This window comes from Citrobacter sp. Ce129 (genome assembly GCF_030334545.1).
GTDB classification, from domain to species: domain Bacteria; phylum Pseudomonadota; class Gammaproteobacteria; order Enterobacterales; family Enterobacteriaceae; genus Citrobacter; species Citrobacter europaeus.
Genome location: NZ_JAOWDS010000059.1, coordinates 86,841 through 110,619 on the forward strand (window position 1 = coordinate 86,841; position 23,779 = coordinate 110,619).

24 protein-coding genes and 1 other annotated feature are annotated in these 23,779 nt (G+C 52.9%); of the genes, 16 read left to right on the top strand and 8 right to left on the bottom strand.

Annotated features, from left to right (window positions below; translation table 11 throughout):
- Window positions 1-3 precede the first annotated feature (3 nt).
- The gene (trpR, locus tag OGV77_RS10040; protein ID WP_005123945.1) at window positions 4-330 is read left to right on the top strand and encodes a trp operon repressor; all 327 of its coding nucleotides are present in this window, start codon (window positions 4-6) and stop codon (window positions 328-330) included.
- Window positions 331-385: 55 nt separating this feature from the next.
- On the opposite strand, the gene yjjX is transcribed toward trpR, so the two are convergent.
- Window positions 386-901, bottom strand: coding sequence for an inosine/xanthosine triphosphatase (gene yjjX / locus OGV77_RS10045; protein WP_043018348.1), 516 nt, complete (start codon window positions 899-901; stop codon window positions 386-388).
- Window positions 902-972: 71 nt separating this feature from the next.
- Here yjjX and gpmB point away from each other — a divergent pair, with 71 nt between their 5' ends.
- A complete protein-coding gene (gene gpmB, locus OGV77_RS10050; RefSeq protein ID WP_005123948.1) occupies window positions 973-1,620 on the top strand; it encodes a 2,3-diphosphoglycerate-dependent phosphoglycerate mutase GpmB in 648 nt (215 codons plus the stop codon).
- Here gpmB and robA read toward each other — a convergent pair.
- Window positions 1,617-2,486 carry an MDR efflux pump AcrAB transcriptional activator RobA gene (gene robA, locus OGV77_RS10055; protein ID WP_043018349.1) on the bottom strand — a complete coding sequence of 290 codons (870 nt, stop codon included), beginning with the start codon at window positions 2,484-2,486 and terminating at the stop codon, window positions 1,617-1,619. The two genes, gpmB and robA, sit on opposite strands and share 4 nt — an antisense overlap.
- A gap of 211 nt (window positions 2,487-2,697) precedes the next feature.
- Between robA and creA the strand changes: the two genes are divergently transcribed.
- The 4 genes from creA to creD are packed head-to-tail and all read left to right on the top strand — an operon-like array spanning window position 2,698 to window position 6,716.
- Window positions 2,698-3,171: a protein CreA gene (gene creA / locus OGV77_RS10060; RefSeq protein ID WP_043018350.1), complete on the top strand. Its 474-nt coding sequence runs from the start codon at window positions 2,698-2,700 to the stop codon at window positions 3,169-3,171.
- Window positions 3,172-3,183: 12 nt separating this feature from the next.
- A complete protein-coding gene (creB, locus tag OGV77_RS10065) occupies window positions 3,184-3,873 on the top strand; it encodes a two-component system response regulator CreB (RefSeq protein WP_043018351.1) in 690 nt (229 codons plus the stop codon).
- The gene (gene creC / locus OGV77_RS10070; RefSeq protein WP_087050992.1) at window positions 3,873-5,297 is read left to right on the top strand and encodes a two-component system sensor histidine kinase CreC; all 1,425 of its coding nucleotides are present in this window, start codon (window positions 3,873-3,875) and stop codon (window positions 5,295-5,297) included. Before creB ends, creC begins: the two co-directional genes overlap by 1 nt.
- Window positions 5,298-5,354: 57 nt before the next feature.
- Window positions 5,355-6,716, top strand: coding sequence for a cell envelope integrity protein CreD (creD, locus tag OGV77_RS10075; protein ID WP_087050993.1), 1,362 nt, complete (start codon window positions 5,355-5,357; stop codon window positions 6,714-6,716).
- Window positions 6,717-6,777: 61 nt separating this feature from the next.
- Here creD and arcA read toward each other — a convergent pair whose 3' ends face one another.
- The gene (arcA, locus tag OGV77_RS10080; RefSeq protein WP_001194359.1) at window positions 6,778-7,494 is read right to left on the bottom strand and encodes a two-component system response regulator ArcA; all 717 of its coding nucleotides are present in this window, start codon (window positions 7,492-7,494) and stop codon (window positions 6,778-6,780) included.
- Window positions 7,495-7,589: 95 nt separating this feature from the next.
- Between arcA and yjjY the strand changes: the two genes are divergently transcribed.
- The 6 genes from yjjY to thrC all read left to right on the top strand — a co-directional run bounded on the left by yjjY (window position 7,590) and on the right by thrC (window position 13,856).
- Window positions 7,590-7,730 carry a YjjY family protein gene (gene yjjY, locus OGV77_RS10085; protein WP_042998021.1) on the top strand — a complete coding sequence of 47 codons (141 nt, stop codon included), beginning with the start codon at window positions 7,590-7,592 and terminating at the stop codon, window positions 7,728-7,730.
- 399 nt (window positions 7,731-8,129) lie between these two features.
- Window positions 8,130-8,816 (top strand): tRNA/rRNA methyltransferase, encoded by a 687-nt coding sequence (locus OGV77_RS10090; protein ID WP_286502653.1) that lies wholly within the window; start codon window positions 8,130-8,132, stop codon window positions 8,814-8,816.
- 206 nt (window positions 8,817-9,022) lie between these two features.
- Window positions 9,023-9,149: a sequence feature (Thr leader region), on the top strand.
- Window positions 9,028-9,093: a thr operon leader peptide gene (gene thrL / locus OGV77_RS10095; protein ID WP_032337689.1), complete on the top strand. Its 66-nt coding sequence runs from the start codon at window positions 9,028-9,030 to the stop codon at window positions 9,091-9,093. It overlaps the preceding feature by 66 nt.
- 23 nt (window positions 9,150-9,172) lie before the next feature.
- Window positions 9,173-11,635, top strand: coding sequence for a bifunctional aspartate kinase/homoserine dehydrogenase I (gene thrA / locus OGV77_RS10100; protein ID WP_043018355.1), 2,463 nt, complete (start codon window positions 9,173-9,175; stop codon window positions 11,633-11,635).
- Between the two features lies 1 nt (window position 11,636).
- Window positions 11,637-12,566: a homoserine kinase gene (gene thrB, locus OGV77_RS10105; RefSeq protein ID WP_016155645.1), complete on the top strand. Its 930-nt coding sequence runs from the start codon at window positions 11,637-11,639 to the stop codon at window positions 12,564-12,566.
- A gap of 3 nt (window positions 12,567-12,569) precedes the next feature.
- Window positions 12,570-13,856 (top strand): threonine synthase, encoded by a 1,287-nt coding sequence (gene thrC / locus OGV77_RS10110; protein WP_043018356.1) that lies wholly within the window; start codon window positions 12,570-12,572, stop codon window positions 13,854-13,856.
- 53 nt (window positions 13,857-13,909) lie between these two features.
- Here thrC and yaaA read toward each other — a convergent pair whose 3' ends face one another.
- A complete protein-coding gene (gene yaaA, locus OGV77_RS10115; RefSeq protein WP_043018357.1) occupies window positions 13,910-14,683 on the bottom strand; it encodes a peroxide stress protein YaaA in 774 nt (257 codons plus the stop codon).
- Between the two features lie 77 nt (window positions 14,684-14,760).
- On the bottom strand, window positions 14,761-16,191 hold the full coding sequence (locus tag OGV77_RS10120) for an alanine/glycine:cation symporter family protein (protein ID WP_043018358.1): 1,431 nt from the start codon (window positions 16,189-16,191) through the stop codon (window positions 14,761-14,763).
- 273 nt (window positions 16,192-16,464) lie between these two features.
- On the opposite strand from OGV77_RS10120, the gene tal reads away from it, so the two are divergent.
- From tal to OGV77_RS10135, 3 genes are all read left to right on the top strand, one after another.
- Entirely contained in the window at window positions 16,465-17,418 is a 954-nt protein-coding gene (gene tal, locus OGV77_RS10125; RefSeq protein WP_016151631.1) for a transaldolase, read from the top strand.
- A 110-nt stretch (window positions 17,419-17,528) separates the two neighbouring features.
- Window positions 17,529-18,116: a molybdopterin adenylyltransferase gene (gene mog / locus OGV77_RS10130; protein WP_043018359.1), complete on the top strand. Its 588-nt coding sequence runs from the start codon at window positions 17,529-17,531 to the stop codon at window positions 18,114-18,116.
- Window positions 18,117-18,240: 124 nt separating this feature from the next.
- On the top strand, window positions 18,241-19,548 hold the full coding sequence (locus OGV77_RS10135; protein ID WP_043018360.1) for an MFS transporter: 1,308 nt from the start codon (window positions 18,241-18,243) through the stop codon (window positions 19,546-19,548).
- A 36-nt stretch (window positions 19,549-19,584) separates the two neighbouring features.
- On the opposite strand, the gene satP is transcribed toward OGV77_RS10135, so the two are convergent.
- The 3 genes from satP to OGV77_RS10150 all read right to left on the bottom strand — a co-directional run bounded on the left by satP (window position 19,585) and on the right by OGV77_RS10150 (window position 21,452).
- The gene (gene satP, locus OGV77_RS10140; RefSeq protein ID WP_006686623.1) at window positions 19,585-20,151 is read right to left on the bottom strand and encodes an acetate uptake transporter; all 567 of its coding nucleotides are present in this window, start codon (window positions 20,149-20,151) and stop codon (window positions 19,585-19,587) included.
- Between the two features lie 148 nt (window positions 20,152-20,299).
- Entirely contained in the window at window positions 20,300-21,013 is a 714-nt protein-coding gene (gene msyB, locus OGV77_RS10145; RefSeq protein ID WP_075145234.1) for an acidic protein MsyB, read from the bottom strand.
- Between the two features lie 34 nt (window positions 21,014-21,047).
- Window positions 21,048-21,452: a DUF2541 family protein gene (locus OGV77_RS10150; RefSeq protein ID WP_043018362.1), complete on the bottom strand. Its 405-nt coding sequence runs from the start codon at window positions 21,450-21,452 to the stop codon at window positions 21,048-21,050.
- 382 nt (window positions 21,453-21,834) lie between these two features.
- Here OGV77_RS10150 and dnaK point away from each other — a divergent pair, with 382 nt between their 5' ends.
- Entirely contained in the window at window positions 21,835-23,757 is a 1,923-nt protein-coding gene (gene dnaK, locus OGV77_RS10155) for a molecular chaperone DnaK (RefSeq protein ID WP_047406333.1), read from the top strand.
- The last annotated feature ends 22 nt before the right edge of the window (window positions 23,758-23,779 follow it).

Sequence of the window (23,779 nt, forward strand, 5' to 3'; positions counted from 1 at the left end):
CTTATGACTCAGCAATCACCCTATTCAGCAGAGATGGCAGAACAGCGTCACCAGGAGTGGTTACGTTTTGTCGATCTGCTTAAACACGCCTATGAACAAGATTTACACCTGCCCCTGCTCAATTTGATGTTAACGCCGGATGAGCGCGAAGCGTTGGGCACGCGTGTGCGTATCATTGAAGAGCTGCTGCGTGGCGAGATGAGCCAGCGCGAGCTTAAAAACGAGCTTGGAGCGGGGATCGCCACCATTACGCGGGGGTCGAACAGCCTCAAATCCGCACCGGTGGATCTGCGTCACTGGCTGGAGCAGGTACTGCTCGGGAAAAATTGATCCGCCGGATGCGGCTTTGCCTTATCCGGCCTACGATTGAACATCCGGCACAATGCTATAAATACACCGCGTTATGAAATGGGCTGAGCGCCAGAATCACTGCCTGGTGGTAGACGCTCGAGCGCGTCAGCTTACCCGCGGTAAAGACGCCGATTGCGCCCTCTTTACGGCCAATCTCATCAATACCCGTATAGTCCGACATCACCGGGCCGAGCGCTTCACCCTGGCGGACTCTGTCGAGAATGACAGCTGGCAATGGCAGTGTGGCTGAACGGGCTTCTCCACGCTGGATGCCGTTATCAATCACCACCCAACTGAAGGTGGCGTCATCGTCAATACCCGCTTCAATAGCGACCCAGAAATCAGCCTGCGGGTGCAGGCGGCGCGCGTTATCAACGCGATTTCGTGCGCCAGTGCGCGTTTCCTGGCTTCCGAAAGGTTGTTCCGGCACGCCACTCTCGACGGCGACGGGTTCAATATGGCAGGATCCTTCCCCGAAAATCTCTTCAAATGCCCGCAGAATTGCCTGAATTTTGGCAGGATTGGTGGTTGCAGAGATAACCTTGTGCATAATTAAGCTCAGTTTGAAAATTCATCGCAGAGTCTACTCAAAGTATGACGAGTATATAACGGAAAAAAAGCATGTTACAGGTATACCTTGTTCGCCATGGCGAAACGCAGTGGAACGCCGAGCGACGTATTCAAGGCCAGTCAGACAGCCCACTGACCGCTAAAGGTGAACAGCAAGCCATGCAGGTGGGAGAACGCGCCCGCTCGTTTGGAATTACGCATGTCATCAGTAGCGATTTAGGTCGTACACGACGCACCGCAGAAATCATCGCCCAGGCCTGTGGCTGTGATATCACCTATGACTCCCGTCTGCGTGAGCTGAATATGGGCGTGCTGGAGCAGCGTCATATTGATACGCTGACGCCGGAGGAAGAGGGCTGGCGTCGCCAGTTGGTGAACGGTACGGTGGATGGTCGTATTCCGGAAGGGGAATCGATGCAGGAGCTGAGCGATCGCGTCAACGCGGCGCTGGCATCCTGTCTGGAGCTGCCGCCGGGAAGTCGTCCACTGCTGGTCAGCCACGGTATCGCGCTGGGTTGCCTGGTGAGTACGATTCTGGGATTACCGGCCTGGGCTGAACGTCGCCTGCGTCTGCGCAACTGTTCTATTTCTCGCGTCGATTACCAGGAAAGCTTATGGCTGGCGCCGGGATGGGTGGTTGAAACGGCAGGGGACATTTCTCATCTGGATGCCCCTGCGTTGGATGAATTGCAGCGCTAGCGGCGAATCGGAATCAGGAATTCGCAGCGCAGGTTGATCGGGCGATCTCCCGCTTTGGCATCTTCTGCCGGGTAGTATCGCTCGATATCTTGCCCTTTACGGCGCGTCAGGTTCAGCATCGGCATGCATGTGCCGTAGACTGTCAGGATAAACTCCTGCACGCCGGTCCCCAGCCCTTCATAGGTAAACATTACGTACTCGCCGCCCTGTAACAGGATAGGCTGTGCCGACGGCACATAGCCATTGGCTTGTTCCGGCGTCAGTGCCGTGGTGTAAAACACTTCCTGCTCGTCATCTTTTTCAATGCTCGGACGCGTTTCGTTCAGCCCGTACAGCACCGGCGGGATTGAAGGAGCATGAGCAAGGAAGTCGCGCCAGAACTGAATACGCATTTCATGCCGGAAATCTGAAATCTGTTCCAGCGAGCAGGAATAGCTTTGCGTGGTGCCAAGCAGTTGCGTATCTTCCAGCGTAACGAACTCGTGCGCAGGCATCGTAAATTCACCCAGTCGCATTGGCGGGCGAATACCGAACGCGCTCCATTCCGGGGAGCGGCGATACAGCGCAGGCGTCTGGGAAAACTGTTTCTTGAACGCGCGGGTAAAGGTTTGTTGAGAGTCAAAGCGATATTGCAGCGCAATATCCAAAATTGGGCGCGCAGTCAGGCGCAGCGCCACTGCAGATTTTGATAAACGACGGGCGCGGATGTAGGCGCCAATAGCATGGCCCGTCACGTCCTTAAACATTCTCTGCAGGTGCCACTTGGAATAGCCTGCTTTTGCCGCCACATTGTCAAGCGACAAAGGCTGATCCAGATGACCTTCCAGCCAGATTAATAGGTCGCGAATAATGCCAGCCTGATCCATAAAATATCCTCATCCTTTCAACAACGAGTACCTGACGTCAGGTATGTGGATAATAGCATTTTTTGCTGTTTTAGCATTCAGTGTTTTTTTTGCTCATAAATGCTTTTTTCGGACATACGAAAGCGTGATTATTGTAATCCTGTGATCTGTATACGTTTTATCTTAGAATGTCGAATAATTACACAGAGTAACTTTTAAGAATGGTAACAATATGAAATATAAGAGCTTAATCATTTCCTCAATTCTGCTGATGTTGGCGCAGGTCGCCCACGCGGAGCAGATTGGATCTGTCGATACGGTTTTCAAAATGTTTGGGCCGGATCATAAAATTGTGGTCGAAGCGTTTGACGATCCGGATGTGACCAACGTGACGTGCTACGTGAGCCGGGCGAAGACCGGCGGCATCAAAGGTGGACTGGGGCTGGCGGAAGATACCTCCGATGCCGCCATTTCCTGCCAGCAGGTAGGGCCGGTAGAACTGAGCGACAGAATCAAGAACGGCAAAGCGCAGGGCGAAGTGGTGTTTAAAAAACGTACCTCGCTGGTGTTTAAATCCTTACAGGTCGTGCGTTTTTACGACGCGAAACGTAATGCGCTGGCCTATCTGGCCTATTCAGATAAAGTGGTCGATGGATCGCCCAAAAATGCCATCAGCGCGGTGCCCATCATGCCGTGGCGGCAATAACAAGGAAGCAAAATGCAACAGCCGTTGATCTGGTTAGTTGAGGATGAGCAGGGCATCGCCGATACGCTTATCTACATGCTGTCGCAGGAAGGTTTTAGCGTGGAAGCGTTTGAGCGCGGGTTACCGGTGCTGGAAAAATCTCGCCAGCGCTGTCCTGATGCGATCGTTCTGGATGTCGGTCTACCCGATATCAGCGGCTTTGAACTATGCCGACGTCTGCTGGAGCGTCATCCGGCGTTGCCGATCCTGTTTTTGACCGCGCGCAGCGATGAGGTGGATCGCCTGCTGGGGCTGGAAATCGGCGCGGATGACTATGTTGCCAAGCCTTTCTCTCCACGCGAGGTGTGCGCCCGCGTGCGTACGCTCCTGCGGCGGGTGCAGAAATTCTCCGCTCCTTCATCAATGACGCGCTGTGGGGAGTTTGAGCTTAATGAACTGGCCGCGCAAATAACCTGGTTTGGCAGGCCGTTAAACCTGACGCGCTATGAGTTTCTGTTGCTGAAAACGCTGCTGATGTCGCCGGGGCGTATTTACTCTCGCCAGCAGTTGATGGATTTAGTCTGGGCCGATGCGCAGGATACCTTCGACAGAACGGTCGATACCCACATCAAAACGCTGCGCGCCAAGCTGCGGGCTATCAACCCCGAGTTTTCCCCTATCAATACGCATCGCGGTATGGGATACAGCCTGAGGAGCGTCTGATGCGCATTGGCATGCGTTTGCTGCTCGGCTATTTTCTGATTGTTGCCGTCGCCGCCTGGTTCGTTTTGTCGATCTTTGTGCAGGAAATTAAGCCAGGTGTTCGCCGGGCGACCGAAGGCACCTTGATTGATACCGCCACGCTGCTGGCCGCGCTGGCGCGCGATGACTTGCTCTCTGACTCTCCCGCCAACGGCAAGCTGGCGCAGGCATTTTCGCAGCTGCATAACCGTCCATTCAGCGCCAATATCAGCGGCATTAACAAAGTTCGTAACGAATACCATGTCTACATGACCGACGCGCAGGGCAAGGTATTGTTTGATTCCGCCAACCAGGCCGTCGGTCAGGACTATTCCCGCTGGAACGACGTGTGGTTAACCCTGCGTGGGCAATATGGCGCCCGCAGTACGCCGCAAAACCCGAACGATCCGGAAAGTTCGGTGATGTACGTTGCCGCGCCGATCGTTGACGGCGGGCGTATTATCGGCGTGCTTAGCGTTGGTAAACCGAATGCGGCGATGGCGCCGGTGATTAAACGCAGTGAACGGCGGATGCTGTGGGCCAGCGCCGTATTACTGGGCATTGCCTTAGTGATTGGCGTCGGGATGGTATGGTGGATAAACCGCTCTATTGCCCGGCTGGCGCGCTATGCCGACTCCGTTACTGAGAATCGACCCGTCCCACTGCCTGATTTAGGCAGCAGCGAGCTACGTAAACTGGCGCAGGCGCTGGAAAGTATGCGTCTGAAGCTTGAGGGCAAAAACTACATTGAGCAATATGTCTACGCGTTAACGCACGAGCTGAAAAGTCCGCTGGCGGCCATCCGTGGCGCCGCTGAAATTTTGCGCGAAGGTCCGCCGCCGAACGTGGTTGCGCGCTTTACCGATAATATTCTGACGCAAAATGCGCGCATGCAGGCGTTGGTCGAAACTCTGCTACGTCAGGCGCGACTGGAGAATCGACAGGACATAACGTTGATGGCGGTGGCAGTAGACGCGCTGTTTGCTCAGCTTAAAGAGGCACGCAGCGTGCAACTGGCGGCAAAAAACATCACGCTGACTATTATACCTTCATCGCTTAGCGTCGCCGCCGACCCTGCGTTACTGGAGCAGGCATTGGGGAATTTGCTCGACAACGCGATCGACTTCACGCCGCAGGACGGGACGATTACGCTGAGTTCGCATCAGCAGGAGGAGCGGGTCACGTTGCAGGTCATCGACAGTGGCAGCGGGATCCCCGACTTCGCGTTACCGCGTATTTTTGAGCGCTTTTACTCGCTGCCCCGTGAGAATGGGCATAAGAGCAGCGGTTTGGGGCTGGCGTTTGTCAGCGAAGTTGCGCGACTTCACGCAGGTACGGTGGCATTGTCTAACCGACCGGAAGGGGGCGTACAGGCTCTGTTTACGCTTCACCGTCACTTCACATAACTTCAAATTCTCCGCACATAGCTGTTCTACCTTGCTGATATTGCAAAGGAGAACGCTATGTTTAAATCCCCCCTGTTTTGGAAAATCGTCACCTTAGGTGGCGCAATACTGCTGCTGTTAATTCCGCTGACGATGGTCAGGCAGATAATCGTTGAGCGATCGGATTATCGTGATGACGTCGAAGATGCTATCCGTCAGAGCACCAGCGGGCCGCAAAAGATGGTAGGGCCGCTGATTGCCGTTCCGGTGACAGAACTTTATACCTCGCTGGAGGAGGGCAAAGAGGTCCAGCGTAAACGCAGCTATATCCATTTCTGGCTGCCGGAGTCGTTGGTCGTTGAGGGGAATCAGAACGTAGAAGCGCGTAAAATCGGTATTTATGAAGGCCAGGTCTGGCACAACGATGTTTCGGTGAAGGCCGAGTTTAACGCCGAGCGCTTGAGCGATTTAAACCATCCCAACGTCAGCGTCGGCAAACCGTTTATTGTAGTTGGTGTGGGTGATGCGCGCGGGATTGGCGTGGTAAAAGCGCCACAGGTCAATGGCACGTCGCTGGTCGTTGAGCCGGGGACGGGGTTGGATGGACGTGCGCAGGGAATTCACATTCCGCTACCTGACGCGAGCTGGGCGGAGCAACATCTGAGCCTGGTGTTGCCGCTCAATTTGAGCGGTACCGGCGATTTCTCCGTCGTACCGGTTGGGCGTAACAGTGAAATGACCTTAACCAGCAACTGGCCGCATCCCAACTTTCTTGGGGACTTTCTTCCGGCTAAGCGCGAAATCAGTGAATCAGGATTCAAGGCCCAGTGGCAAAGCAGCTGGTTTGCCAATAACCTCGGCGAGCGCTTTGATGGCGAAAAAATTGGCTGGGAGGGCATGCCTGCGTTTAGCGTCGCCGTCGCCACGCCAGCAGATCAGTATCAGTTAACGGACAGGGCAACAAAATATGCCATCCTGCTGATTGTGCTGACCTTTATGTCTTTCTTCGTGCTTGAATGCATGACCAGTCTGCGTCTGCACCCGATGCAGTATCTGCTGGTGGGGTTATCGCTGGTGATGTTTTATCTGCTTCTGCTGGCGCTGTCAGAACACATTGGTTTTACGGCGGCGTGGATAACGGCAAGCCTGGTTGGCGCGTTAATGAACGGGGTGTATTTGCAGGCGATATTGCAGGGCTGGCGGAACAGTATTTTGTTCACCGTGGCGCTACTGGCGCTGGATGGCGTGATGTGGGTGCTGCTGCGTTCACAGGACAGCTCTTTACTGCTGGGTACCGGCGTGCTGTTGTTTGCGCTGTGTGGGGTGATGTTCCTGACGCGTCATCTTGACTGGCACTCGCTGGCGCAGCCAAAACCAAAACCGTCAGAACTTCCGGCATCTCAGCCTGAGCAGAGTGACGCGTTTCGCTTATGGAAATAGACCCGTAGAGAAATGAAAAACGGCGCATAACGCGCCGTTTTTTTTACCCATCAGAATTGAATTAATCCTGCAGGTCGCCGCAGAAACGGTAGCCTTCACCGTGAATGGTGGCGATGATTTCTGGCGTATCCGGCGTTGATTCGAAATGTTTACGAATGCGGCGGATCGTCACGTCAACGGTACGGTCATGCGGCTTCAGTTCGCGACCGGTCATTTTTTTCAGCAGTTCTGCGCGAGACTGGATTTTGCCCGGATTCTCACAGAAGTGAAGCATGGCACGGAATTCGCTGCGCGGCAGTTTATACTGCTCGCCGTCAGGACCAATCAGAGAGCGGCTGTTGATGTCCAGCTCCCAGCCATTGAACTTGTAGCTTTCGACGCTACGGCGTTCTTCGCTGACAGTACCAAGGTTCATGGTACGGGACAGCAGGTTACGAGCACGGATAGTCAGTTCGCGTGGGTTAAACGGCTTGGTGATGTAATCGTCTGCGCCGATTTCGAGGCCGAGAATTTTATCGACTTCGTTATCACGGCCCGTCAGGAACATCAGCGCAACGTTAGCTTGTTCGCGGAGTTCGCGCGCTAACAGCAGGCCATTTTTCCCAGGCAGATTGATATCCATAATCACAAGGTTGATGTCATATTCAGAGAGAATCTGATGCATTTCCGCGCCATCTGTCGCTTCGAATACATCATAGCCTTCTGCTTCGAAAATGCTTTTCAACGTGTTGCGTGTTACTAACTCGTCTTCAACGATAAGAATGTGCGGGGTCTGCATGTTTGCTACCTAAATTGCCAACTAAATCGAAACAGGAAGTACAAAAGTCCCTGACCTGCCTGATGCATGCCGTAAATTAACATGATCGGCGTAACATGACTAAAGTACGTAATTGCGTTCTTGATGCACTTTCCATCAACGTCAACAACATCATTAGCTTGGTCGTGGGTAGTTTCCCTCTGGACCCGACAGTGTCAAAAACGGCTGTCATCCTAACCATTTTAACAGCAACATAACAGGCTAAGACATGCCGGACACCCAATAAAACTACGCTTCGTTGACATATATCAAGTTCAATTGTAGCACGTTAACAGTTTGATGAAATCAACGTATCCAAATGTTTGCTTTCATCACAAAATTGCAATATTACAACTAGTTGCACGAGCAAATTAATAAATGTAATGAATCCAACCAGTGCGATCCATTTTAAATTAAATTATCATGGATAAACAGAGGGATATGCAACTTTTGTTAACATAAAAAGCAATAGTACAGCCTGGAAATAGTTTAGCATTTTTTAACGTATGCGAAATGCTTTTTCAGTGATTTCTGTTAAAAATATGTAAATTCGCGCAGCGTAATATGTTGACCTACGTCACATAATCCCTTGCAGACTGGCCAAAAAGAGTATCGAAATGCGTTTAACAATTATTCTGGTTGCCCCCGCCAGAGCGGAAAATATCGGCGCGGCTGCCCGCGCTATGAAGACTATGGGGTTCACCCAATTACGGATCGTTGACAGCGAAGCCCACCTGGAAACCGCTACGCGATGGGTTGCGCATGGTTCGGGCGATGTTATTGATAATATTAACGTTTTTCCAACGTTAGCGGAGGCGCTCCACGACGTGGATTTTACCGTCGCGACCACCGCGCGCAGCCGGGCGAAGTTTCATTATTACGCCACGCCGGTCGAACTGGTTCCCCTGTTGCAGGAAAAATCAACGTGGATGGAACACGCCGCACTGGTTTTTGGTCGCGAGGATTCGGGGCTGACCAACGAAGAATTGGCTCTGGCGGATGTGCTCACCGGTGTACCTATGGTGGCTGACTATCCCTCACTCAATTTGGGACAGGCGGTGATGGTGTATTGCTATCAATTAGCAGGTTTAATACAACAACCGGCTAAAAATAGTGAGGTGACGGATGAGCTTCAGCTACAGGCATTGCGTGCGCGCATTTTACGTTTATTAGCCACGCTGAACGTTTCTGACGACATCAAGCTGACGGACTGGCTGCAACAGCGAATGGGTCTGTTAGGGCAGCGAGACACGGCAATGTTGCACCGTTTTTTACATGATATAGAAAAAAACATCACAAAATAAAATTTCGAGCAGTTTTTGTTACGTGGTTTTTTATTCTGACTTCAAGTGGGGGGAACATGCTGTTTTGGTTGAAAGTAAAAGGGCAAGCAGTCGCTCGTGAACAAGTTTCGGAATGTGATCAATTTAAAAATTTATTGACTTAGGTCAGCAGATACTTTAACCCTAAAAGAATACAGCACAGACAGATAATAATTACAGAGCACACAACATCATGAAACGCATCAGCATCACTATTACCACAACCATCACCATTACCACAGGTAACGGTGCGGGCTGACGCGTACAGGAAACACAAGAAAAAGCCCGCACCTAAACAGTGCGGGCTTTTTTTTCGACCAAAGGCAATGAGGTAAACCATGCGAGTGTTGAAGTTCGGCGGTACATCAGTGGCAAATGCAGAGCGCTTTCTGCGGGTTGCCGATATTTTGGAAAGCAATGCCAGACAGGGGCAGGTCGCGACCGTACTCTCTGCCCCCGCAAAAATTACCAACCATCTGGTGGCGATGATTGAAAAGACCATCGGTGGTCAGGATGCTTTAGCCAACATCAGCGACGCCGAACGCATTTTCTCTGAACTGCTGGTGGGTCTGGCCGCCGCACAGCCGGGTTTCCCCCTGGCTCCGCTCAAAGCCTTTGTTGAACAAGAATTTGCCCAGATTAAGCACGTCCTGCACGGTATCAGCCTGCTGGGACAGTGCCCGGACAGTATCAATGCCGCGCTTATCTGCCGTGGTGAAAAAATGTCGATCGCCATCATGGCAGGCCTGCTGGAAGCGCGCGGGCACAACGTGACGGTCATTGACCCGGTGGAGAAATTGCTGGCAGTAGGCCATTACCTCGAATCTACCGTTGATATCGCCGAATCCACGCGCCGTATTGCCGCCAGCCGTATTCCTGCTGACCATATGATTCTGATGGCCGGATTTACTGCGGGGAATGAGAAAGGTGAATTAGTGGTGCTGGGGCGTAATGGCTCTGACTACTCTGCCGCCGTACTGGCCGCCTGTTTGCGCGCTGATTGTTGTGAGATCTGGACCGATGTTGACGGCGTATATACCTGCGATCCGCGTCAGGTACCCGACGCCCGGCTGCTGAAGTCGATGTCTTATCAGGAAGCGATGGAGCTTTCTTACTTCGGCGCCAAAGTTCTGCACCCGCGCACCATTACCCCTATTGCTCAGTTCCAGATCCCGTGCCTGATTAAAAATACCGGTAATCCGCAAGCGCCCGGTACGTTGATCGGTGCCAGCAGTGATGACGACGATTTGCCGGTAAAAGGCATTTCTAACCTCAATAATATGGCGATGTTTAGCGTCTCCGGCCCTGGGATGAAAGGCATGGTGGGTATGGCGGCGCGCGTTTTCGCCGCGATGTCGCGTGCGGGCATCTCGGTAGTGCTGATCACCCAATCCTCTTCTGAATACAGCATCAGTTTCTGCGTCCCACAGGGCGACTGCGCGCGTGCGCAGCGCGCCATGCAGGATGAATTCTATCTCGAACTGAAAGAAGGCCTGCTGGAGCCGCTGGCGGTGACTGAGCGACTGGCTATCATCTCCGTCGTTGGCGATGGTATGCGCACGCTGCGCGGCATCTCGGCGAAATTCTTTGCCGCGCTGGCTCGTGCGAACATCAACATCGTGGCGATCGCCCAGGGGTCGTCCGAGCGTTCTATTTCGGTGGTAGTGAACAACGATGACGCGACCACCGGCGTACGCGTTACCCATCAGATGCTGTTCAACACCGACCAGGTGATTGAAGTGTTTGTGATTGGCGTAGGCGGAGTGGGCGGTGCGCTGCTGGAACAGCTTAAACGTCAGCAGACCTGGCTCAAAAAGAAGCATATCGATCTGCGTGTGTGCGGGGTGGCGAACTCGAAGGCTCTGCTGACCAACGTCCACGGTTTGAATCTGGAAAACTGGCAGACGGAGCTGGAAAGCGCGAAAGAGCCATTCAACCTTGGGCGCCTCATTCGTCTGGTGAAAGAATATCATCTGCTCAACCCGGTGATTGTCGACTGTACCTCAAGTCAGGCAGTAGCGGATCAGTATGCTGACTTTCTGCGCGAAGGCTTCCATGTGGTCACGCCGAACAAAAAGGCCAACACGTCGTCGATGGATTACTACCATCAGTTGCGTTTTGCCGCGGCGAAGTCGCGTCGTAAATTCCTGTACGACACCAACGTGGGCGCGGGCTTGCCGGTTATTGAAAACTTGCAAAATCTGCTCAGCGCGGGCGATGAACTGCAACGATTCTCAGGCATTCTTTCCGGTTCGCTGTCGTTTATTTTCGGCAAGCTTGATGAAGGCATGAGCTTCTCCCAGGCCACCACAATGGCGCGTGAACTGGGCTATACCGAACCCGATCCGCGTGACGATCTTTCCGGTACGGACGTGGCGCGTAAGCTGCTGATCCTGGCCCGTGAAACCGGTCGTGAGCTGGAGCTTTCTGACATTGTCATTGAGCCGGTCCTGCCAAAAGAGTTTGATGATTCCGGTGATGTTTCCGCGTTTATGGCGAAATTGTCGCAACTGGACGACGCCTTTGCTGCGCGCGTGGCGAAAGCCCGTGATGAGGGGAAAGTATTGCGCTATGTTGGCAATATTGAAGAGGACGGCGTTTGTCGCGTGAAAATTGATGCAGTGGACGGCAACGATCCGCTGTTCAAAGTGAAAAACGGTGAAAACGCGCTGGCATTCTATAGCCACTACTATCAGCCGTTACCGTTGGTTCTGCGCGGATACGGCGCGGGTAACGATGTGACGGCGGCGGGCGTCTTTGCCGACCTGCTACGCACCCTTTCATGGAAGTTAGGAGTCTGACATGGTGAGAGTTTATGCCCCGGCTTCCAGTGCCAATATGAGCGTCGGGTTTGATGTGCTCGGCGCGGCGGTAACCCCGGTGGACGGTTCGCTGTTGGGAGATGTGGTGTCCGTTGAGGCGGCCGACCATTTCAGCCTGAACAACCTCGGGCGCTTTGCCAACAAACTGCCGCCTGAGCCGCGAGAAAATATTGTCTACCAGTGCTGGGAGCGATTCTGTCAGGAGCTGGGTAAAAGCGTTCCGGTGGCGATGACGCTGGAAAAAAATATGCCGATTGGCTCCGGGTTAGGCTCCAGCGCCTGTTCCGTCGTGGCGGCGTTAGTCGCTATGAACGAACACTGCGGTAAGCCGCTCAACGATACGCGCCTGTTAGCGATAATGGGCGAGCTGGAAGGGCGTATCTCCGGCAGTATTCATTACGATAACGTCGCCCCGTGCTTTTTGGGCGGCATGCAGTTAATGATCGAAGAAAACGGCATTATCAGCCAGCAGGTGCCAGGCTTTGATGAGTGGCTGTGGGTACTGGCGTATCCGGGGATTAAAGTGTCAACGGCAGAAGCACGGGCGATTTTACCTGCGCAGTATCGCCGTCAGGACTGTATCGCCCACGGGCGACATCTGGCTGGATTTATTCATGCCTGCTATTCCCGTCAGCCTGGGCTTGCTGCGAAGCTGATGAAAGATGTCATTGCTGAGCCGTACCGTACCCGCTTGCTGCCAGGCTTTAGCCAGGCGCGTCAGGCGGTAGCGGAAATCGGCGCGCTGGCCAGCGGTATCTCCGGGTCGGGGCCGACGCTGTTTGCCTTGTGCGACAAACCGGATACAGCGCAGCGCGTAGCAGATTGGCTGGGGAAAAATTATCTGCAAAATCAGGAAGGCTTTGTTCATATTTGCCGGCTGGACACGGCGGGCGCACGGGTACTGGGATAATCAATGAAACTGTATAATCTGAAAGATCACAACGAACAGGTCAGCTTTGCGCAGGCCGTCACGCAAGGACTTGGCAAGAATCAGGGATTGTTTTTTCCGCACGATTTGCCGGAATTCAATCTGACAGAAGTTGATGAGATGCTGGACCTGGATTTCGTTAGCCGCAGCGCGAAGATCCTTTCCGCATTTATCGGGGATGAGATCCCTCAGGAGATCCTGGAACAGCGCGTGCGCGCGGCGTTTGCCTTCCCGGCGCCGGTGGCCCAGGTTGCTGCGGATGTCGGCTGTCTGGAACTGTTCCACGGCCCAACGCTTGCATTTAAAGACTTTGGCGGTCGCTTTATGGCGCAGATGCTGACGCATATCAGCGGCGACAAACCGGTCACCATTCTGACGGCGACCTCCGGAGACACTGGGGCGGCGGTCGCACATGCCTTTTATGGCCTGAAAAATGTGCGCGTGGTAATCCTCTACCCCAACGGCAAGATCAGCCCATTACAGGAAAAACTGTTCTGTACGCTGGGCGGCAATATTGAAACTGTAGCAATTGATGGCGATTTTGATGCCTGCCAGGCGCTGGTGAAACAGGCGTTTGATGACGAAGAACTGAAGACGGCTCTGGGGCTGAACTCGGCTAACTCGATCAACATCAGCCGTCTGCTGGCGCAAATCTGTTATTACTTTGAGGCCGTGGCCCAACTGCCGCAAGAGGCGCGTAATCAACTGGTAATCTCCGTTCCCAGCGGTAACTTTGGCGATTTAACCGCCGGGCTGTTGGCGAAATCGCTGGGCTTGCCGGTGAAACGTTTTATTGCGGCGACCAACGTCAACGATACGGTTCCGCGTTTCCTTGCACAAGGTGAGTGGGCGCCGAAAGCGACTCAGGCGACGTTGTCGAATGCGATGGATGTCAGCCAGCCGAACAACTGGCCGCGCGTGGAAGAACTGTTCCGCCGTAAAATCTGGCGCCTGAATGAGCTGGGTTATGCTGCCGTTGATGATGCTACGACGCAGGATACGATGCGTGAGCTGCATGAGATGGGGTACACCTCAGAACCGCATGCGGCGGTGGCGTACCGTGCGCTGCGCGACCAGTTGAACCCTGGCGAGTACGGCCTGTTCCTCGGTACTGCGCATCCGGCGAAGTTTAAAGAAAGCGTTGAAGAGATTCTTGACCTGAAGCTGGCTCTGCCAAAAGAGCTGGCGGAACGCGCGGACCTGCCGCTGCTTTCTCATCACCTGCCTGCTGATTTTGCTGCGCTGCGTAAGCTGATGATGACTCGCGGTTAACGGTGGTGCCCGCTGGCGCTTTGCTTAGCGGGCCCCGCTATCCGGCATGTACGCTACTGCTCGTGGCGTTTAAACACCAGTTCGCCATTCCCTGACGCTTCTTCATCAAAGAAATAACCTTCGCTGTTAAAAGCGGTCAGTTGTTCTGGCTGCGTTAAGCGATTCTCAATAATGTAGCGACTCATCAGGCCGCGCGCTTTTTTGGCATAGAAGCTGATGACTTTGAACTTGCCGTTCTTCTCATCAAGGAAGACCGGTTTGATAAGCTCTGCGTTGAGCTTTTTCGGCTTCACGGATTTAAAATACTCATCCGAGGCGAGGTTAATCACCACGCTGTCGCCTTGCGCTTCAAGTGCTTCATTAAGTTTATCGGTGATGATATCTCCCCAGAACTGGTAGAGATCTTTACCCTTCGCATTGGCCAGGCGAATGCCCATTTCCAGACGGTAAGGCTGCATCAAATCCAGCGGACGCAAAACGCCGTAAAGCCCGGACAACATGCGTAAATGCTGCTGAGCGAAGTCGAAATCCGCCTCACTGAAGGTTTCAGCCTGCAGCCCGGTATACACGTCGCCTTTAAACGCCAGAATGGCCTGGCGCGCGTTTTCCGGTGTGAAGTCAGGCTGCCAGTCATGGAAACGCGTGGCATTCAGATCCGCCAGCTTGTCGCTAATCCCCATCAGCTTGCCAATCTGCGGGGCAGAGAGCTGGCGCGCCACGTGAATAAGCTGCTGGGAGTGATCCAGCAGTTCGGGCAACGTATGACGTGTCGTTGCCAGCGGACTTTGGTAGTCGAGCGTTTTTGCAGGTGAAATCAGAATCAGCATATCCAGTCCTTGCAGGAAATTTACTGCGACTTTAGCAAAAAAAACGACTGAATTGATCGATGGTTGCGATTGCCGCGCTATTCGCGCGGCGTTTCATCCCAGCTTTCGGGCGCAAGCTGTTGTCTGATATCAGGATAACGGCGCGGATCGAATTGCGGGCGCACCCCGAGTTTACGCTGGCGCAGATAGTCGCTGGCGATGGTATGTACAACTGGAGAAAGCAGCAAAATCGCCGTCAGGTTAGTGATGGCCATACAGGCCATAATGATGTCGGCCAATTGCCAGACCAGCGGGACACTGATTAACGTTCCGCCGACCACGGTGCTAACGGTGGCGATCCGTAATAGCCAGATGACGCGCATGTTGTCCATCTTCAGGAAAACCAGGTTATTTTCCGCGTAGATGTAGTTGGCGACGATAGAGCTAAAGGCAAACAGAATCACAATGAAAGCCACAAATCCGGCTCCCCATTCCCCCGTGAGCGTTACCATCGCTTTCTGAAGCAGTTGGATGCCTTCCATTGGCACATAGCTGGTGCCATTGCCTGCCAACAGAACGATCATCGCGCTGGCGGTACAGAGAATCAGCGTATCAACTAATACTCCGATCATTTGCACAATGCCTTGTGCCGCCGGATGCGGGGGCCAGGACGCTGCCGAGGCGGCGGCATTCGGAGTTGATCCCATCCCGGCCTCATTAGAAAACATACCGCGTTGAAAGCCGCTGGCAATGGCCTGGCTTAGCGTATACCCGGCGGCACCGGCCGCGGCCTCCTGCCAGCCGAAAGCGCTTTTTATAATGGTCATGATAATGCCGGGAAGCTGCCCGAAATGCCAAAGGCAGATGATGATACTGCAACCGACCCACAGCAGAGCCATCATCGGAACGAACCATTGCATCAGGCGGGCAACGCCTTTAATGCCGCCGACGATTGCCAGCAATGACACGATTGCCAGGGTGATACCGGAGAAGAGGGGAGGGATATCAAACGCAAAGGTTAGCGCACGAGAGACTGAATTTGCCTGAACGCTGTTAAAAATCAGCCCGTAGGCAATGAGTAAAAAGATGGCAAAAAGCACGCCCATCCAGCGCATGCCCAGCCCACGCGCCATATACCACGCAGGACCGCCGCGAAACTGTCCCTTGCTGTCGCGTTCTTTGTACAGTTGGGCAAGCGAGCACTCGGCAAATGACGTTGCCATGCCAATAACCGCCGAAACCCACATCCAGAAAACGGCTCCCGCGCCGCCGGCGGCAATCGCCAACGCCACGCCTGCCAGATTGCCGCTACCGATTCGTGCGGCAAGACTGGTGCATAAAGCCTGAAAGGAAGTTAAACCACCCGGCTGCGGGCTGATGCTATTTTTAAGACTTTTGCCAAACTGGCGAATGTAGCGAAACTGAACGAACCCTGTACGCCAGGTGAACCAACATCCTGCGCCAAGCAGGAGGTAGATCATCACCGATCCCCAGAGTATTTCATTAATAAATGAGAAAAAATCAGGCATTAACATCCCTCTTGTTGATGCCGGTTAGCGCGAGGATTTCCGTGTAAGCGCTTCCAATAATCGACCAGTATATACCTTGAAAGGTGATTGATTGCGGGAGTTTATCATAACAATCGTTATATCCTTAATTGCGCATCTCGGGCTTTGAGATGCGTAATCAGGGCTGAGCGGCTGGTCGGACAATCCAGGCGGTTGCGCTGAGAGTGCGTCGTGCTATCATCAGGGAAGATCGGTTACATCCCCCTAACAAGCTGTTTAAAGAGAATCGCTATCATGACGGACAAATTGACCTCCCTTCGTCAGTTCACCACAGTAGTGGCCGACACCGGAGACATCGCGGCAATGAAGCTGTATCAGCCTCAGGATGCCACAACTAACCCTTCTCTCATTCTTAACGCAGCGCAGATCCCGGAATACCGCAAGCTGATTGATGACGCTGTAGCCTGGGCTAAGCAGCAGAGCAACGACCGTGCGCAGCAGGTCGTCGACGCGACCGACAAACTGGCAGTAAATATCGGTCTGGAGATCCTGAAACTGGTCCCGGGTCGTATCTCCACTGAAGTTGACGCTCGTCTGTCCTACGACACCGACGCGTCTATCGCAAAAGCAAAACGCTTGATCAAAATGTACAACGATGCTGGCATCAGCAACGATCGCATTCTGATCAAACTGGCTTCAACCTGGCAGGGCATCCGTGCCGCTGAGCAGTTGGAAAAAGAAGGCATCAACTGTAACCTGACTCTGCTGTTCTCTTTCGCGCAGGCGCGTGCATGTGCAGAAGCTGGCGTATACCTGATTTCTCCGTTCGTTGGCCGTATTCTTGACTGGTACAAAGCCAACACCGACAAAAAAGAGTATGCACCGGCAGAAGATCCGGGTGTGGTTTCCGTAACGGAAATCTACGAGTACTACAAACAACACGGTTACGAAACTGTGGTGATGGGTGCGAGCTTCCGTAACATTGGCGAAATCATTGAGCTGGCAGGCTGCGATCGTCTGACGATTGCACCGGCACTGCTGAAAGAGCTGGCGGAAAGCGAAGGCGCTATCGAACGTAAACTGTCCTTCTCCGGCGAAGTGAAAGCGCGCCCTGCACGCATCACTGAAGCTGAGTTCCTGTGGCAGCACAACCAGGATCCGATGGCTGTAGACAAACTGGCGGACGGTATCCGTAAGTTTGCTGTAGACCAGGGTAAACTGGAAAAAATGATCGGCGATCTGCTGTAATCATTAGCGCGTGGCCCTGATATGGGTCACGCTACCTCTTCTGAAACCTGTCTGTCCTTCCCTTCGCAGTGTATCATTCTGTTTAACGAGACTGTTTAAACGGAATAATCATGAATACTTTACGCATTGGCCTGGTTTCCATTTCTGACCGTGCTTCCAGCGGCGTTTACCAGGATAAAGGTATCCCGGCCCTTGAAGAGTGGCTGGCGTCTGCCCTTACCACCCCTTTTGAGCTGCAAACGCGGTTGATCCCGGATGAACAGGCGATCATCGAACAGACCTTATGCGAGCTGGTGGATGAAATGAGCTGTCATCTGGTGCTGACTACCGGCGGAACGGGTCCGGCCCGTCGCGACGTGACGCCTGATGCCACGCTGGCCGTAGCCGACCGCCAGATGCCGGGCTTTGGCGAGCAGATGCGCCAGATAAGCCTGCATTTTGTGCCAACGGCTATTCTCTCCCGCCAGGTTGGCGTGATTCGCAAGCAGGCGCTGATCCTGAATCTGCCTGGACAGCCGAAGTCGATCAAAGAAACGCTGGAAGGTGTGAAAGATGCCGACGGTAAAGTTATCGTACCGGGTATTTTTGCAAGTGTACCGTATTGTATACAGTTGTTGGATGGGCCGTATGTGGAAACCGCACCGGCTGTTGTAGCATCTTTTCGTCCTAAAAGCGCAATTCGCGATACAAATCCCTGAAGGTGGCGCGATCGTGACATAAATGACGATGATAGTGGAGTATTGAATTGTTTACGATATAGTAATTTTTGCTTTACATATATCGACAGACAGATTCAATTACTCCACTGACTCATGGTTTGCTATGTCACAACACACTCGACCGCTGAATCGCCAGGATTATAAAACCCTTACGCTTGCTGCCCTCGGCGGTGCGCTTGAGTTTTATGATTTCATTATCTTCGTCTTCTTTGCCGCTGTTGTTGGCGAACTCTTCTTTCCGGCAGACATCCCTGAATGGCTACGTCAGGTGCAAACCTTCGGCATTTTTGCCGCCGGATATCTGGCGCGTCCGCTGGGTGGCATTATCATGGCGCACTTTGGCGATCTGGTCGGGCGCAAGAAAATGTTTACCCTGAGCATTTTGCTGATGGCGATACCAACGCTGGCGATTGGGCTATTGCCTACTTACGCCTCAATGGGGATCCTCGCGCCGCTGCTGTTACTGCTGATGCGCATTTTGCAAGGCGCTGCCATCGGCGGAGAAGTGCCGGGCGCGTGGGTGTTCGTGGCGGAGCACGTACCGGAGCGCCGCATCGGCATTGCCTGTGGCACGCTAACCGCCGGGCTGACGGTGGGAATTCTGCTGGGGTCGGTAGTTGCGACGCTGGTGAACACCAGCCTGACGCAGCAGGCGGTGCATGACTACGGCTGGCGTATTCCATTCCTGCTGGGGGGCGTATTTGGGCTGGTGGCAATGTACCTGCGCCGCTGGCTGCAGGAGACGCCTATATTCCTCGAAATGCAGCAACGTAAAGCGCTGGCGCAAGAACTACCGGTGAAGTCGGTGGTGAGCAAACATAAAAAAGCGGTGGTCATTTCCATGCTGCTGACCTGGTTGTTGTCGGCCGGGATTGTGGTGGTGATCCTGATGTCGCCAGTGTGGTTGCAGAAACAGTATGGCTTTGCGCCAGCGTTGACGTTACAAGCCAACAGTGTCGCGACTATTATGCTGTGCGTGGGTTGTCTGCTGGCTGGGTTTATTGTCGACCGGGTCGGCGCCAGCAAAACCTTTATTGTCGGCAGCCTGCTGTTGGCCTGTTCAAGCTGGTTTTTCTATCACCTGACCGGCAGCCATCCTCAGCACTTGTTCCTGTTGTATGGGCTGGTGGGGTTGTGCGTTGGCGTGGTGGGGGCTGTGCCTTATGTCATGGTTCGAGCGTTTCCGGCGGAAGTCCGCTTTACCGGAATATCCTTCTCTTACAACGTGTCGTACGCCATTTTTGGTGGTCTGACGCCAATCGCCGTGACGATGTTAATGAGCGTGTCGCCAATGGCTCCGGCCTGGTATGTGCTGGCGCTATCGCTGGTGGGGTTAGGTCTGGGAATTTGGCTGCGACAGGATATTTATCATCGCGATTCGAACGTGCAGGCAGAGTTACAGCGCTTGTAAGGAATATCCCCCCGTCAGGGGGGGGATAACGTCAGATTAGTGCGCTTCACCAATCGGCAGGATGGTACGGCCAAACTGTTCGTTCAGCACTTCACCCATCGCCAGGTAAATGGCGCTTGCGCCACACACTAAGCCAACCCAGCCAGCAACGTGAATGATCGCTTCGTTACCTGCAATGTTGCCAACGGCCAGCAGCGCGAACAGCACCGTCAGGCTCAGGAAGACAAACTGCAACGCACGAGCCGCTTTCAGCGTGCCGAAGAACATGAACAGAGTGAAGACGCCCCACAGACCCAGATACACGCCCAGGAACTGACCATTGGTTGCATCCGCCAGGCCCATTTTCGGCATGATCAGGATCGCAACCAGCGTCAGCCAGAACGAACCGTAGGAGGTAAAGGCGGTTAAACCGAAGGTGTTGCCTTTTTTATATTCCAGCAGACCGGCAAAAATTTGCGCGATACCGCCGTAGAAAATGCCCATCGCCAGAATAATAACGTCAAAGGCGAAGAAACCCGCGTTGTGCAGGTTAAGCAGAATGGTGGTCATGCCAAAGCCCATCAGGCCCAGCGGTGCCGGATTAGCCAACTTAGTGTTGCCCATAATTCCTCAAAATCATCATTGATTGAATGGTGAAATAGTTTCCCCGAATAACGATCGCAGTCTTCGGGGCGCGGCATGATAATCAGGGGAGAGGGCACTGTCTATGATCTAACGAAGGGAAAATGAATTATTTTCCCTGTGATGGGCATCACGCTTGCGCGTGGGCGATCATTCTGCGCAGGCAGGCGATTTGAAGTACCGCCGGAATCGTCACGCGATAGGCGCTGCCGCTCACCGCTTTAACTCCGTTTAATGCGGCGCCGACCGGGCCGCCAAGTCCGGCTCCACGCAGTAATCCGTGTCCGATGACGCTGACGGCGGCGTGTGTTCTTAGGATCTTGCTAAGCTGGCTGGAGAGCAGGTGAGATACACCTGTCGCCAGATGACGGTCCTTCATTAATAGTGGCAAAAGTTCTTCAAGTTCAGAGACTTTTGCATCAACGGCCTGTAAAAAAGTCCGCTTGTGTTCCGTATCCATTTTTTGCCAGGCATTACGTAAAAAGTGTTCCAGCAGATATTGTTCAATTTCGAATGTGGACATCTCTTTGTCGGTTTTCAGCTTCAGACGCTTCGAAACATCCAGCAAAATCGCCCGATACAGTTTTCCATGGCCGCGGAGTTTATTGGCAATGCTGTCGCCGCCATAATGCTGAAGCTCGCCGGCAATCAGCTGCCAGTTGCGACGATGTTGTTCCGGGTGTCCTTCCATCGATTTAAATAAATCGTTGTGGTTTAGTACGCTCGACAGACGGGCTTTCCCTTTTTCATTATGCGTGAGCAGGCGGGTAATATTGGCGAGTTGCTCCTCACTACAATGCTGAAGAAAGTCGAGGTCGTCGTCATTCAAATACGTGACATTCATGTTTTCTATGGCTTCTGAATAAAAGTGTGCGGAATTAGTCGTCGCCGATGATTTTCAGCGTCGCCATATCAGAGGAGTTCACCGTATGGCCGGAGAAGGTGATTTTTTTGACGCAGCGCTTATTGTCGTTGTCACTATTAATGTTGATCCAGTTGGTCGTTTGCCCTTCTTTGATGGAGGAAGGCACATTCAGACTTTGGCTGGACATGCGGGCAGCCTTGAAATAAACAGATGCGCCACTGAGCTGTAAATCACCATGATCGGCCGTGAGTTGAATGCGTTTCACCACGCGACAAACGGGAAGTTTTAGGGTCAGATCGTTGGTTTCGTTACGGGGCATGGCAATCATACCCAAAACTTTATGATCGTTAGCGTGCGCGGCGCTGCTCAGCAGCAGGCCCATAAACAGGCTGGCGGAAAGGGTTAACGAGGATTTCATGGGATTTCTCTTTGACGGCTGCAAAAGTGTGTGACTTCAGACCATCTTACCGCTGTCGGAAAAATGATTCATGCTCGTAATCTTTTCTTTTTATTACAATTTTTATGTGAATGGCTTTATTTATTTAATTGCTGGTGTGAATTAATTCTGGTTGGCAACTATTCATTTTTTATCTTTTAGCCTTTTTTCTGTGATTTTATTGCCACAAGGCTAAAAAAAATTTTCATTCCCCCCTTGATGAAGTGGGTTACGACCCCATCTTGTAGACAACCGCAGTGGTGAGTCTGAAAAAAAACGATTCAGGGTAGTTGAAACCGCACGTTTCGCCCTTATTACAGATTCACAACCACATGATGACCGAATTTTTAGTGGAGACGTTTAGATGGGTAAAATTATTGGTATCGACCTGGGTACTACCAACTCTTGTGTAGCGATTATGGATGGCACTACTGCACGTGTGCTGGAGAACGCCGAGGGCGATCGCACCACGCCTTCTATCATTGCTTATACCCAGGATGGTGAAACTCTGGTTGGTCAGCCGGCTAAACGTCAGGCAGTGACAAACCCGCAAAACACCCTGTTTGCGATTAAACGCCTGATTGGCCGCCGCTTCCAGGACGAAGAAGTACAGCGTGATGAAGCCATCATGCCGTACAAAATCATCGGTGCTGACAACGGTGATGCATGGATTGACGTAAAAGGTCAGAAAATGGCACCGCCGCAGATTTCTGCTGAAGTGCTGAAAAAAATGAAGAAAACGGCTGAAGATTACCTGGGTGAACCGGTAACTGAAGCGGTTATCACCGTACCTGCATACTTTAACGATGCTCAGCGTCAGGCAACCAAAGACGCCGGTCGTATCGCAGGTCTGGAAGTCAAACGTATCATCAACGAACCGACCGCAGCCGCGCTGGCTTACGGTCTGGATAAAGAAGTCGGCAACCGTACTATCGCGGTTTATGACCTCGGTGGTGGTACTTTCGATATCTCTATTATCGAAATCGACGAAGTTGACGGCGAAAAAACCTTCGAAGTTCTGGCAACCAACGGTGATACCCACCTGGGCGGTGAAGACTTCGACAGCCGTATGATCAACTACCTGGTTGACGAATTTAAGAAAGATCAGGGTATCGACCTGCGTAACGACCCGCTGGCGATGCAGCGTCTGAAAGAAGCCGCTGAGAAAGCGAAGATCGAACTGTCTTCCGCTCAGCAGACCGACGTGAACCTGCCGTACATCACTGCAGACGCGACCGGTCCGAAACACATGAACATTAAAGTGACCCGTGCGAAACTGGAAAGCCTGGTTGAAGACCTGGTTAACCGTTCTATCGAGCCGCTGAAAGTCGCTCTGCAGGACGCTGGTCTGTCTGTTTCCGACGTTCAGGACGTTATCCTGGTCGGTGGTCAGACTCGTATGCCGATGGTACAGAAGAAAGTTGCTGAATTCTTCGGTAAAGAGCCGCGTAAAGACGTTAACCCGGACGAAGCAGTGGCAATCGGTGCTGCCGTTCAGGGTGGTGTATTGACCGGTGATGTGAAAGACGTGCTGCTGCTGGACGTTACCCCGCTGTCTCTGGGTATCGAAACCATGGGTGGCGTAATGACTCCACTGATCGCGAAAAACACCACTATCCCGACCAAGCACAGCCAGGTGTTCTCTACCGCTGAAGACAACCAGTCTGCGGTAACCATCCACGTGCTGCAGGGTGAACGTAAACGTGCCGCTGATAACAAAGATCTGGGTCAATTTAACCTGGATGGTATCAGCCCGGCTCCGCGCGGTATGCCGCAGATCGAAGTGACTTTTGACATCGATGCCGACGGTATCCTGCACGTTTCCGCGAAAGACAAAAACAGCGGTAAAGAGCAGAAGATCACCATCAAGGCTTCTTCTGGTCTGAACGAAGAAGAAATTCAGAAAATGGTTCGCGAAGCAGAAGCGAACGCAGAATCTGACCGTAAGTTTGAAGAGCTGGTTCAGACCCGTAACCAGGGTGACCATCTGCTGCACAGCACTCGTAAGCAGGTTGAAGAAGCAGGCGACCAACTGCCGGCTGATGACAAAACTGCCATTGAGTCTGCACTGTCCGCGCTGGAAACTTCTCTGAAAGGCGAAGACAAAGCAGATATCGAAGCGAAAATGCAGGCGCTGGCACAGGTTTCCCAGAAACTGATGGAAATCGCTCAGCAGCAGCACGCACAGCAGCAGGCTGGCGCAGCAGGCGCTGATGCTTCTGCAAACAACGCGAAAGATGACGACGTTGTCGACGCCGAGTTTGAAGAAGTGAAAGACAAAAAATAATCGCCCTTTGAACGGGTAATTA